The sequence below is a fragment of the Chitinophagales bacterium genome, assembly GCA_020635995.1.
GTDB lineage: Bacteria > Bacteroidota > Bacteroidia > Chitinophagales > UBA8649 > JAFMKE01.
The window spans coordinates 328,880-343,356 of record JACJYS010000002.1 but is presented as its reverse complement, the minus strand read 5'-3'; the positions used below and the strand labels follow the sequence as shown (position 1 = coordinate 343,356).

Below are 14,477 nucleotides of genomic sequence, written 5' to 3'. Positions count from 1 at the left end.
TTATGAAAAAGCTTATATTCTTATTTATTTTATTTATTGGACTTATTAGCAATTCTTATGCTTCGCATTTAATGGGTGCAGATATAGTTTATGAATGCTTAGGTCCAGGGCAATATCGTGTTACCATGGCATTATATAGAGATTGTAATGGTATTACTGCCGCTAGTTCTCAAGTTTTAAATTATAGTTCTTCATCATGTGGAGCTAGTGGGTCTATAACACTTAGCCAAGTAGGTAGTCCTGTTGACATAACTCCAATATGCCCGGGAGAGCCTACAGCATGTAATGGAAATGGACAGTGGGGCGTGCAAAGGTATATTTACCAAGGGATATTAAACTTACCAGCGGGTTGTGGTAATGACTGGGTATTAGGATGGAGTCAATGCTGTAGAAATGGTGCGGTAAATACCTTAAGTAGCTCTTCAAGCCAAAACATGTATGTAGGTGCACATTTAGATAATACGGCTACACCGTGTAATTCTTCTCCTGTGTTTAATAACCCCCCGGGTTCAATTGTTTGTGTAAATCAACCTGTAGTGTATAATCACGGGGTAAGCGATGCAGATGGAGATTCTTTGTACTTTTCTTTAGGCAACTGTTATGAAGGCAATGGCAATTCTGTTAATTATTCTGGTAGTTATAGTGGCACAAATCCACTATCTACATCTTCTGGAATTACTGTTAATCCTAATACAGGAGCAATATCTTTTACACCCAATCAACAGCAAGTAGGTGTTTTATGTATAAATGTTAAAGAATATAGAAATGGAGTATTAATTGGAGAAATTAATAGAGATATGCAGTTTACGGTAATAAATTGTTCAAATCAACCTCCGTCATTATCTGGTATTGACGGTTCGCCAAACACAGACCCTTTAAATTTTGAAACATCAATATGTGCCAATGGAACGTTATGTTTTAATGTAAATGGTTCTGACCCTAATACAAGTGATAATATTAATATGACATGGAATAATGAAATTCCAACAGGTAATTTTACAGTTACAAACAATAATACAGCTAATCCTGTTGGTCAGTTTTGTTGGACTCCAAGTAATGGAGATATAGGGACGCACTTTTTTACAGTAAACGTACAAGATGACGCTTGTCCGGTAGTAGGGGCAGGAACTTATACATATACTATTGAGGTGCTACCAAGTCCTAATACACTTTCGGTTAGTCCTAATGACACTATATGTTTTGGAGAATCTACTACTTTAACAGCTACTTCAACACCAACAGCAACAAGTTATACTTGGTCGCCAGCTACAGGTTTATCAAGCACATCGGGTGCTTCTGTTGTGGCATCACCAGTTACGTCAACAAATTATCAAGTTACAGCATCTTTCCCAGATGGTTGTGATTTAACGGATGTAGTAACCGTAGGAGTAGCCCCCAATCCAAACGTAAGTGTTACCCCAGCTAATTCGTTTAATTGTAGTGGACAGCCTACCGATTTAAGTGCCACCTATTCTTCAAGTTATTCCTACAATTGGTCGCCAGGAGCATTTCCTAATAGTGCAGATATAACCGTAAATGCTACGAGTACAACAACCTATACCGTAGAAGTAACGGAATCAAATTTTGGCTGTACATCAACGGCAACAGCTACAGTAGTAGTGGCAGCACCAACAAGCAATGCCTGTAATGTACTGTATGTAACCCCTTCAGGCATAGCTTCAAATGACGGCACAAAAGCAAGCCCGTTAGATTTAGTAACAGCAATGGAAATAGGAGCATGTAATGGAACGACCATAAAAATGGCAGTGGGAGATTATGTAACAGACTCAACAATAAACAGAGTAACCAGTTATTTAACCTTAGAAGGAGGCTTTAATGATGCTACACCAAATTGGGATAAAATAAGTACAGCAGGAGCTACGAGAATATTAAGAACGGCAACCCGTTCTACATCAACAACAACAACATCAATAGTACAAGGTTCAGGAATACCAAATGAGTTTGGACCAAATCCGGAAGTAGTGGCTATAGAAGTAAGTAACCAAACAGGATTTAGATTTCAAGACATAACCGTGAGAAGTCAACTTACAAATCCGAATATAGAATTTCAAGGAGAGCCGGGCGTAGATGTAATAGGCGTAAGATTAAACAGTTGCGACCAATATAATTTAGTAAGAACGCAAATAAATACAAGTCAAGCGGGTAAGGGCGGTAATCAAGATTGGTCAATACCGGCAGAAGATGGAGGAGATGCAAGAGGATTAGTAGCACTTTCAAATGGAGCAGGGACAAATTTGATACAAAGTAATATAACGGCAGGAGCAGCAGGAGCAGGAGGAAATTCAAATACAAATGGAAGTCCAACACCATTAGCAGGAAGCCCGGGAACTACCCAAGCAATACAAAGAACGGGAACAGCATTTGTAACCAATCAAAATTCATTTAACCTTGCTGGACAACCAACCATATCTATGGACGATATAGCTTGTACAGCTACAAATATGGATTTTAGACAAACGACAAGTGGAAGTTGGACATTTGGGGCAAATAGTAGTCCAAGTTCAGCCACCGGTTCAACAGTAACAACAGCATACAGCACATTAGGTAGAAAGAATATAGGTTATGCAGGCAATAATTATTCTGGTTTTGCAAACATACTATTAGATTCACAAGTATTGCCGGCATTTACTACATCGGCACCTATAGTAAATGGAGCATACAGAATATGTGCAGGAGAAGATGTAAACTTTAGTGCTACAAACGGAGGAACAGGCTACATATATCATTGGGATTTAGGAGGAGGAGCAACACCAAACAATTATGACGGAGTAGCTTATGAAACCTTACAAGATATAGATTTCATGACACCGGGGATATACACAATAGAGTTAAGATTTGAGACAAGTTGTTGTGGATTATCAATACCAACAACGTTAGAACTACATGTAGAAGATAGACCTATTATTGCAATGCCAGCTGATGCAACACTATGTGCTGGAGCAACAACAGGGGTTACTTTAACAGTGGGAGGGATGCTCCCTAATGGAACCATAAATTGGGCACCAAGTAGTGGATTAGATGTTAATGATAGTCCTACTGTCGTGTCATTACCTTCAGATACAACGACCTATAATGTTACTATGGTTGACTCTTCGGGCTTATGTTCTAATGCCGGTTATGTAACGGTGTCTATTGTTAATTTAGATTTAGCAACTTCATCTACAGATGCGAGTTGTGGACCAAATGGTTCAGCAAGTGTAACGACTACAGGTGGAAGCGGAACTTATTCATATCAATGGAATGATGATGCTAACCAAACAACAGCCACAGCGACAGGTTTGGCAGTAGGAAACTACACTGTAGTGGTAACAGACGTAGCTACGGGTTGTCAAGACTCTGCTGTTGCAACAGTAAATCCTACACCAGCATCTCTAGTTGCCTATGTTAGCAATACCCGAGGTGTAAGCTGTTATGGAAGTGCTGATGGACGTTTAACGGTTTCTGTTAATGGTGGAACAGCACCTTTTGATTATGTGTGGGATAATGGAAGTTCTACTTTAAATACATCTTCAACTAGTGATTCCATAGTAAATTTGGTAGGGGGAACTTATGAAGTAACCGTAACAGACAATAATGGTTGTACATATACAGTTTCTGCATTAGTACCGGAACCTGACTCGCTTATGTCAGCAATAGATTCTGTTATGAATCCAACTTGTTTAGGAGCAACAGACGGATATCTAAGAGTGTTTATTGATGGAGGAGCTGCACCTCATAGTATTTTGTGGGATGACCCAAGTGCTTCAACAACTAATGAAGTATTTAATTTAGGTGTTGGAACTTATTGTGTTACCACAACTGATGCTAATGGATGTATTGACTCGGCATGCTTCACTTTAACCGCCCCACAACTGCAAAGCACTGTTAATGATACTATTTGTTATAATGATAATTATACATTACCTGATGGCACAATAGTTTCTCCATCTGCTGATACGGTTTCAGTGGACACTATAGCTTCTTCAATAACGGGCTGTGATAGTATAGTTACAACTAATTTAGTAGTAAATCCTTTACCTACTATTTCAATTAATGTTTCTCCTAATGATACAGTTTGTGAAGGTTCATCGGTAACATTAACAGCTTCAGGCTCGTTAGCTACAGGATACACTTGGACTCCAACCATTCAGAATGGAGTAGCATTTACTCCAGCAGTGGGAGCTACACAATACATAGTATCTACTACAGATGTAAATACTACTTGCCAAAATAGCGATTCAATTACCATAGTAGTAAATCCATTACCTTCAGTAGTGGCGAATGCCTCTGATATTGAAATTTGTGATGGAGATTCTATTTATTTATTTGGAACAGGAACAGATATATATACGTGGGATAATGGGTATCAAGACAGTGTTTATTTTGCACCAGCGGTAGGAACTCACGATTATTATGTTACAGGAACAGACACTTCTACTGGATGTACAAATAGAGATACCGTAACGGTAACCGTAAATCCAACACCAAACGTAACAGCTAACACATCTGATAATAATGTTTGTTTTGGTACTCAAATAATATTGACTGGTGGAGGTGCTGACACTTATAGTTGGAATCCTACTGTACAAAATGGAACAGCATTTACACCGTCTGTAGGAAGTACTGTTTATACGGTAACAGGTACAGACGTAAACGGTTGTCAAGACTCAGCATCATTAACTATAGTGGTAAATCCATTGCCAACGGTTGTAGCTAATGCCGCTCCAAATGACACCATTTGCGAAATAAATGATGTTACATTATTTGGTTCAGGGAATGCAGATAATTACTTATGGACTAACGGAGTATTAGACGGTAATCCATTTAGTCAAAATGTGGGAACACAAGATTATATTGTTACAGGTACTAATACCGCTACAAACTGCCAAAGTGCCGATACAATAAGTATTACTGTTTTATCTCAACCGCAAGTAGATGTAAATATTACACCTAACGATACACTTTGCGAAGGCACAGCAGTAACATTAACAGCTTCTGGAGCTACAACTTATATTTGGGACAATAATAATGTAGAAAATGGAGTAGCCTTTATACAAAATGTAGGATTTACTACTTATACCGTAATTGGTAATACTCAAGGATGTGAAGATACCGTTTCAGTATCTGTATTAATTAATCCTACGCCAAGTATAGATGCTACGGCTACACCAGACTCTATTTATCCTGGCGACCAATCTATATTAGAAGCTATTGGTAGTGGTTCATTTGTATGGGATGGTGTTCAAAATGGAAGTACTTACACCGTTTCTCCATTAGATGAAACAACTTATTCTGTACAAATAACAGATGCTAACGGCTGTGTTAATGAAACAACTATTACCGTTTATGTTTTAGGATTAACCCAAGACCAATTAATGATACCGGATGCGTTTTCACCTAACAATGATAATATAAACGATATATTTAGAGTGGTAACGAGCCAATATTTCCCGGAAATAGAAATGAGAGTTTATAACAGATGGGGAGAAATGGTTCATAGCGAAGTAGGACAAACAAACCATGGATGGGACGGTAAGTTTAAAGGAGAAGACCAGCCAGTAGATGCTTATAGCTATATTGTAAGAGTTAAAACTTTAGACGACCAAGAATTTATTGTTTCAGGAACGGTATCGTTATTTAGATAAGATTTGAAACAATAAAAGAATATAATAAAAACGGGAGCAATTAAAATTGCTCCCGTTTTTTTATACCGATTAGGAATATATAATAGTCCAATAAGGCAGAAGCAGAGATTGTACTATAAATAGTCTTATAGTACAATTGAATTGTTTTTTTAGTGAACTTTTGCGAATATTTTATCACTTTATTTTTTGACAATTATATAGCAAAATAATAAAAAGTGTGCAAATCTGCATTTCAAATGCACATTTGTCAAAAAAAATGAAGTCTTTTTAAGCTCATAACGCATTTTAATATTAATTAAACACTATATAATTTGCTTTACTCAAAAACTTTCTATAAATTTATTATATGAAATTCTTGAGTGTTCTTCTTTTTTTGCTTCCTATAAGTTTATTTTGTCAATTTCAAGACAATTTTTCTGATGGAAATTTTAACTCAAATCCGCCATGGATAGGCAACACCGACAGTTTTGAAATAGATACCAATGAAAAATTACACTTAAATGCTCCTGCTAATACTGCCGAAAGTTTTTTAAGCACAGCATCTCAAGGGGCAATAAATGGTTTTTGGGAATTTTATGTGAAATTAGATTTTAATCCTTCAAGTAGCAACAAAGCTTTAGTGTATTTAATGAGCAATAATGACAATTTAAAACAAGCTTTAAATGGCTATTTTATAATGATAGGCAATACTGCCGATGAAATTAGCTTATACCGACAAGACGGAACAAATACCACTAACATTATTGATGGGACAGATGGCTTAACCAACGCTTCTGTAAATGAAATGAAAGTAAAAATAGACAGAGATAACTTAGGCAATTTTGAATTATTTGTTGACACATCTTCTGCTTTGAATAGCTATTTTAGCCAAGGAACAGCATTTGATAACACCTATATGAGTTCTTCATATTTTGGTGTGTTTTGTGATTATACCGCTACTCGCTCAGATAAATTTTGGTTTGATGATTTTAATGTTACTTCGCAGATTTATGTTGATAATTCTCCGCCTAAATTAATTGCTCACTCCATTAATTCTCTACAAAGCGTTTCTTTTTATTTTGACGAAGTTTTAGATAGCATAACCGCCATAAATAATGCTAATTATTTGCTCAACAGCACTTTAAACCCTTTATCCATTTTGTATTATGGAAACGAATTGCTTTTAAATTTTAATCAATTTTTTAGCACAAATAATCAAATAACTATTCATACAGAAGATGAAAGCAATAATCCCTTAGATACAACATTTAATTTTCAAGTTATAAATACGCCATTTCACAATGTAATAATCAACGAAATTTATGCAGATGAAACTCCAAGTTTTGGTATGCCTGCTTTTGAATTTGTAGAGTTAAAAAATGTATCTTCTGACACCATTTTTCTCAATAATTGGAAATTTGCCGATGCCTCAGATACAGTACTTATTCCCTACGATACTATTTTGCCCCACAACTTTTTATTATTATGCAAAACTACTGCCGAATCCGATTATAGTTTATTTGGAAAAACGGTAGGCGTTCCCAACTTTCCTTCTTTAAATAATAGTGGCGATAATTTAAAAATATTCAACACCTATGATGTATTGATAGATAGCGTTTCTTATAAAGTAGATTGGTATAGAAACGAAACGGATAGCGTGGGCAACCAAAAGAAAAATGGTGGCTATAGTTTAGAAAGAATTTTTACCGATGAAATATGTACACCTTTTTATAATTGGTTTCCCTCTTTTAATACATCAGGGGCAACTCCCGGCACGGAAAATAGTGTAGTAAACTATAGTTTTTCATCTACACCAATAACTATACAAGATATAATTATAGACAATGATACTACATTATTAGTTAGTTTAAATACTGAAGCACAAAATATTGGCACTCAAAATGTTAATGTGCTTAACAATGGAGTAGAACAAGCTTACATTAGCAGTACAAATACACTTACCGTGCACTTAGCTCAGCCACTTCAAACAGGACAGCCGTATGTACTTCAATTATCCAACTTACAAGATTGTTTTAACAATGTTTTGCCCAATACTACCGACAGTTTCTTTTTATACCAAACACCTCAAAAAGGAGATTTAATTATTAATGAAATTCTATTTAATCCCGTAAGTGGAGGTATTGATTTTTTAGAAATTTATAATACTCAAAACACAGCTTTTGAAGTATTAGGCTTAGAGGTTTTAGAATACGATGGCAATAATCCTCAGCTATTAACAGATTCATTATTTATTGACAAAATAAGATTGATGCCCGGTAGCTATACCGTTCTTACTTTAGATACTGCTTTGCTACAAGAATTGCATTATGTAGCTAATCCCGGTTGGCTTTATGAGTGCCGTTTACCTAATTTTAATGACGATAAAAGTATAGCTGTTTTAAAACAAAAAAATGGCGTCTGGTTTGATTCTTTATACTACGATAAATCTTGGCATTTTGAATTGCTTGATGTGCAAGATGGAGTAAGTTTAGAACGCATACAGGCAACTGAACCTACAAACGATAAAAATAACTGGCATAGTGCGGCACGCACTTATAACTATGCAACACCTACTGCTCAAAATTCTCAAGCTTTTAATGTAAATCAAGCAGACAATATAAGCGTAGAACCAGAGGTTTTTACTCCAAATGAAGATGGATATAATGATTTTTGCCTTATAAGTTATAATAATGCCACTGTAGGCGAAGTGGCAGACATAACGGTATATGATGCTTTAGGGCGAAAGGTAAAACTGCTGGCACAAAACCAACTTTTAGGCACAAATAACACATGGCAATGGAACGGTACAAACAACAACTTTGAAAAAGCGGATGTTGGTATTTATATTATTGTGTTTGAATTATTTAATGAATCGGGCAAGAAAAAAGTTATAAAGAAAAATGTGGTTTTGGGTACTTCGTTGAAATAAAAAATAGTTTAGATTATTTTGTATTAACAATTGATATTATTTGTATTTTTGGAACGTTTGAATAATACCAAATTTGAAAATGTGTCGGCATTTTTCAAAATATAAAGTATTCTTAGGCACTTTTTTATTCAAGTTTCAGATAGTTGTGAAAAACTTATATGTATAACATTAAACAAATAGAACAAGCCATTGCCGGCAAGTGGCATTTTGAAAATGCCGATGCACATATTTCGCATTTACTTTATGATAGTAGAAAAGTGAGAAACGGAGCTAATACCCTTTTTTTTGCTATAAAAGGAAAACTTTCAGACGGGCATCACTTTATAGCTGATTTATATGAAAAAGGCGTTAGAAACTTTGTGGTAGAACATACCGAAGAGCTTGAAAAACTTAAAGATGTAAATTTTGTAGAAGTAAAAAACAGCTTAGTTGCCCTTCAAAAATTAGCGGCTTTTCATCGCAGTCATTTTAAAATTCCTGTGCTGGCTATAACGGGTTCTAATGGAAAAACTATAGTAAAAGAATGGTGCCACCAGTTGCTTCAAGAAGACTATAATATTTGCCGAAGTCCAAAGTCTTACAATTCCCAGTTGGGTGTGCCGCTTTCTGTTTGGGGATTGAAAAAAGAACATAATTTTGGCATTTTTGAAGCGGGCATTTCTGAACCGGACGAGATGCAACAACTTGAAAAAATAATACAGCCTACCATTGGCATTTTTACTACTATTAGTTCTGCACACAGCGAAAATTTTATTAACCAATTTCATAAAATAAAAGAGAAACTAAAGCTTTTTGTGCGAGCCAAAACTTTAATTTACAACAGCGATATAAAACCCGTGCACAGTGCCATAACTGAAGCTTTTGGAAACGATACCGCCTTAGAAAATACGCCCGATTTATTAGACTGGGGTTTTAATGACGAAGCTCAAATAAAAATAAAATTAAGTGAGGAAAGAGGAAAGAGAACTATTTATTATTTAACCTACAAAAAAGAAGATTATAAAATAAAACTTCCTTTTTCCGATACTTCATCCATTCAAAATGCCATGCACGGAGTGGTGCTTATGTTGCATTTGGGTTATAATCAAAAAACTATAAACAAGCGTTTAAAATTGCTACAACGTATAGAAATGCGTTTAGAACAAAAAAATGGGATTAACAACTGTATTATAATTAATGATAGCTATAATTCTGATATTGACTCGCTAAAAATTGCTATAGATTTTTTAAATCAGCAAAAGAACAACCAAAACCACACGGTTATTTTATCCGATATTTTGCAAAGTGGCATGTCGGGAGTAGATTTATACACCGCAATAAATGATTTACTTGTTCAAAATAAAATAGACCGCTTTATAGGCATTGGCAAAAATTTAATGCAGCATAAGTTTTTATTTAAACAAGAAGATTTTAAAAACGGCTTACACTTTTATGAAGACACCGATAGTTTTTTAACCAAAGTAAGCGATGCAGATTTTAATACGGAAAATGTGCTACTTAAAGGAGCAAGAAAATTTGAGTTTGAAAAAATAAGTGCTTATTTAGAAGAAAAAGCACATGCCACCATATTAGAAATTGACTTAAATGCTATTTTACACAACTATAAAGTTTTTGCGGCTACGCTAAAACCTAATGTTAAAATAATGGCTATGGTTAAAGCTTTTTCTTATGGTGCCAGCTCGGTAGAAATAGCCAAATTATTAGAATTTAACAGAGTGGGTTATTTTGGTGTAGCCTATGCCGATGAAGGTATAATGCTACGCAAAGCAGGAATAAAAACGCCCATTATGGTGCTTAATCCTGAGGAAAGAAGTTTTAATGCTATAGTTAGATATAAATTAGAACCCGAAATTTATAGTTTCTCTTTGTTAAAAGCTTTTACTAATGCTATTAAAAATTTTAAGTTAGAAACATCTTATCCTGTACACCTTAATATAGATACAGGCATGAAACGCTTGGGTTTTGAAGAGCAAAATATTGAACAATTAATAAACGATTTAAAATCTAATAAACATATAAAAGTTCAGTCTATATACTCTCATTTAGTGGCATCTGACGAAGCTGAAAAAGATGATTTTACCCAACAGCAAATTAACACTTTTGAAAAAATAAGCCAACAACTTATTAAGGGACTTGGCTATAAACCGCTATTACATATTTTAAACAGCAGTGGCATTAGCCGTTTTAAAGAAGCACAGTTTGACATGGTTAGATTAGGCATAGGCATGTATGGTTTTAATGCCGAAATGCAAGAACAACTACTAACCGTTACTAAACTTAAAACAAAAATTTCGCAGGTTAAGCATTTAAAAAAAGGCGAAACCGTAGGCTATGGCAGAAAAGGTATTGCTCAAAAAGATTCTACTATAGCCACCATAGCTATAGGTTATGCTGACGGACTAAATAGATTATTAAGCAATGGTGTGGGCAATGTTTTTATACAAGGCAAAAAAGCTCCTATTATCGGTAATATTTGCATGGATATGACCATGGTAGATGTAACCGACATACCCGAAGCTAAAGAAGGGGATGTGGCAGAAATTTTTGGAGAAAATATAAGTGCATCAGAAATAGCTCAACAAATAAACACTATTCCTTACGAAGTGCTCTGTAATGTTTCTGAAAGAGTAAAACGTGTATTTTTTGTAGGCGAAGGGTAATCACATATTTTTCTTCAAATCTTCTACAAAAGTAGTTAGGTGGTCTATTTCTACATGATCCATAAGCACTATTTTATACCATTGGTTTTTATCGTTGTGTTGCTGTGGCACTAAATCATATTTTTCTGCAACTGCTATAGGTATTCCTTTTGAGCTAATAGTAACAATATTCATATTGGGTTCTCTAAAATATTTTATGTTCAAACGGTCTAATTCTTCGCATAAAAACTGTGTACGCATTTGCAAAATACTTATTTTTTCTCTCCACCCATAAGGTCCATAAGTAAATAATATCATCCAAACGGCTACGGCATTAGCCCCCGAACGGCTACCACACAAGGTTAAATCCATACCCTCTACATACTCCGCTTCTTTGGTTAATACATTTTCTATTAAGCCTTTTCGGCAAATAAAAACACCTGTACCATAAGGTGCTTGTAGCATTTTATGTGCATCTATAGTTATAGAGCTAATTTTAGGATTGCTAAAGTTTATTTTTGAGTTTCTATTGCTAAATGGATAAATAAAACCACCATAAGCACCGTCAATATGGAGTTTATATACAGCTTTGTGTTTTTCTAATATTTCGGTATAAATATCAGGATTGTCAATAGAACCAAACATGGTAGTTCCCATATTGGCAACCACCATAAAATATTTTTTACCTGCTTTAATAGCTTCTTTTACTATTTCATCTAATTTATTTTTCTGTATTTCTCTGGTGCTAAAATCTACAGGTATTTTTAACCATTCTATTTGTAGCAAATTTGAACCTTTAGGAATAGAATAATGCGTATCTTCTGAGGCTAAAATAGCTATTTCATTAGAATTGGCTTTATACTTTTTAAAAAACAAATTTCTAAAAATCCATAGGGCTTGTATATTGGCTTCAGTGCCACCGGGAGCAATATAACCATCAAATTCATTTTCTTTTATTTTAAAAATATCTACCGCCAGCACATTAAGCACCTCTTTTTCTATTTCTTGCGTGCCACTAAATGCTTTTTCTGATGTACCATAGGTATGACAGCCTATATTATTGGGGTTGGCTACATAGGTTTTAAGTGTGGGAGCATCCTTTAAAAACGGGGCATCGTCATAAAATACTTTGTTATCTAACTTTGAAGCAGGATAACCTAAAGAAGCATCGTTAGAAAAATTTACATTTTTTTGAAGTGCCTTTTCTATTCTTGACTTACGCTGCTCTTGGGTAAGTTTTTTCCAATATTGCATAATGGGGTATATGTTTATGCAAAGGTAATATTTATAATACTAATTGTTAATGCAAAATAATCTAAACTGTTTTGGGTTTTATATTGTTAAATTAATGCATTTAGTACAATATTGGCTTATGCCTTATTGGACTATTATATCTTTCTAATCAGTATTATACATGAAATAATATTTTTATGCCAAAGTTTAAACAAGATTTAAAAACATTTTCGGGAGATTCATTTAATCCATTAGAAGCCTACAAAGGTGAGCCCATATTGGTATTGTTTTACAGCACATCCTGCTTGGGGTGCACAGGGCGAGCTTTACCTTTAGCCTATAAGTTGAGCCAAGAAAACCCTAATGTTAAATTAGTAGTAGTGCATGTTCAGTTTGCTTCTATGCCTTTTACGCAGCAAGAAATAATGGATATATTTACCGAAAGCAAAGCTCCATTTCCCATTTATTTAGATGAAGACGCCATAAATTATCATCACTTTAGTGCAGAAGGAACACCTCATTGGTTATTATTTGATAAAAATGGCAAGATAACACACTCCATATTTGGCTCGCAAGAAGGTGCTCAAAACAGACTGTTATATGCATTGGCAGAACTGACACCCTTTTAGGACGAGACGATTAGATAAATAATAAGATAGCGGACAATTTTCCACTTTGTTCCAAATTTCCGCTATGACAGCTTCCGTTTTATTTTAGTGTAAAGTTGCAAAGAGTTTGGGATAGCTAAATAGGGAGTTAGTGAATTTGTTGTTTGATTAGCTAATTCTATTCAACTTAGCAATATAAAAACCGTCATTGCCTGTTTTATTGGGTAAAATTATTTGTTCATTTTCAAGCTTAAAATTGTTGTTTTTAGCTAAAAAATCTTGAACTTGAAGTTCATTTTCTTCTGGTAGTATGGAGCATGTGGCATAAACTAAAGTGCCATTTTCTTTTACAATTTTACTGTATTTATTTAAAATTTCAGCTTGCTCTTTTTTTACTCTTTCTATAAAATCGGTGTTCAGTTTCCACTTGGCATCGGGGTTGCGTTTTAGTACACCTAAACCACTGCACGGGGCATCTATTAATATGGCATCAGCACCGTTATATAGGCGTTTTATAGTTTTTGATGATTCAATTACTCGGGTTTCTATATTATGAGCACCCGCTCTTTTAGCTCTGCGTTTAAGTTCTTTTAATTTCCATTCATGAATATCTAATGCTATAATTTGACCTTTGTTTTTCATTAATGAAGCCAAATGAAGTGTTTTTCCACCTGCACCGGCACAAGTATCTATTACCCGCATGCCTTCTTTTACGGCTAATGCAGAAGCTACCAACTGAGATGACAAATCTTGAACTTCAAACCAACCATTTTGAAAAGCCTGAGTTCTAAATACGTTTTTCCTGTGAGTAAGCATTATAGCATTAGGGTAATTTGCTACGCTTTTAGCTTCAATATCTTCTTTTAAAAGAGCATTTATAGTGTTTTCTTTTGAGGTTTTTAGTGTATTTATTCTTAAATATACTTCAGCTTGTTCGTTTAAGGCTTCAAAAATTTCATCTACTTGATTAGGGTAGGCTTCTGCTACTTTGGTGTATAGCCATTGTGGAACAGCGTGTTTAATAGCAGGATTTTCAATAGGTAAACTAAATCTATTTTTTAAAAATTCTGTATCTATATTTTTAAATTCACCGAAAGGAGGCAGACTGTTATAAGTAAGCAAAAGATACGTTGCCATTAGTTTATATACATTTTGAGGGTTTATTTCCTCATTCATATAAAACTCAAGTTTGGTTTTCCAGCGTATAATATCATAGAAAGATTCCGCAATAAAAGCTCGGTCTTTACTTCCCCATTTTTTATTGGCTTTAAATGTTTTTTCCAATACTTTGTCTGCATAAGCATCCGTAAATAAAGCTTCTTGCAATGCCTGATGTAAACCAAGTAAAAGGATAGGGTAAATTTTCATTTTAGACAGAAATTGTTTTTATATTTTATTTATACTGCACCCAAAAATAATTTCACATACATTTATAAAAACCACC

Annotated in this window: 6 protein-coding genes; 4 read left to right on the top strand and 2 right to left on the bottom strand. The window is 34.6% G+C overall.

Going from position 1 to position 14,477, the window contains the following annotated elements; all coding sequences use genetic code 11:
* Nucleotides 1-2 precede the first annotated feature (2 nt).
* The 3 genes from H6578_05500 to H6578_05490 all read left to right on the top strand — a co-directional run bounded on the left by H6578_05500 (nt 3) and on the right by H6578_05490 (nt 11,213).
* Nucleotides 3-5,645 (top strand): gliding motility-associated C-terminal domain-containing protein, encoded by a 5,643-nt coding sequence (locus H6578_05500; GenBank protein ID MCB9226606.1) that lies wholly within the window; start codon nt 3-5, stop codon nt 5,643-5,645.
* A 346-nt stretch (nt 5,646-5,991) separates the two neighbouring features.
* On the top strand, nt 5,992-8,553 hold the full coding sequence (locus H6578_05495; protein MCB9226605.1) for a lamin tail domain-containing protein: 2,562 nt from the start codon (nt 5,992-5,994) through the stop codon (nt 8,551-8,553).
* Nucleotides 8,554-8,711: 158 nt separating this feature from the next.
* Nucleotides 8,712-11,213, top strand: a complete 2,502-nt coding sequence (locus tag H6578_05490; protein MCB9226604.1) for a bifunctional UDP-N-acetylmuramoyl-tripeptide:D-alanyl-D-alanine ligase/alanine racemase — start codon at nt 8,712-8,714, stop codon at nt 11,211-11,213.
* On the opposite strand, the gene H6578_05485 is transcribed toward H6578_05490, so the two are convergent.
* The gene (locus H6578_05485; GenBank protein ID MCB9226603.1) at nt 11,214-12,446 is read right to left on the bottom strand and encodes an aspartate aminotransferase family protein; all 1,233 of its coding nucleotides are present in this window, start codon (nt 12,444-12,446) and stop codon (nt 11,214-11,216) included.
* A gap of 176 nt (nt 12,447-12,622) precedes the next feature.
* Between H6578_05485 and H6578_05480 the strand changes: the two genes are divergently transcribed.
* Nucleotides 12,623-13,054: a TlpA family protein disulfide reductase gene (locus H6578_05480; protein MCB9226602.1), complete on the top strand. Its 432-nt coding sequence runs from the start codon at nt 12,623-12,625 to the stop codon at nt 13,052-13,054.
* 147 nt (nt 13,055-13,201) lie between these two features.
* Here H6578_05480 and H6578_05475 read toward each other — a convergent pair whose 3' ends face one another.
* A complete protein-coding gene (locus tag H6578_05475; GenBank protein ID MCB9226601.1) occupies nt 13,202-14,401 on the bottom strand; it encodes an RsmB/NOP family class I SAM-dependent RNA methyltransferase in 1,200 nt (399 codons plus the stop codon).
* Nucleotides 14,402-14,477: the final 76 nt, after the last annotated feature.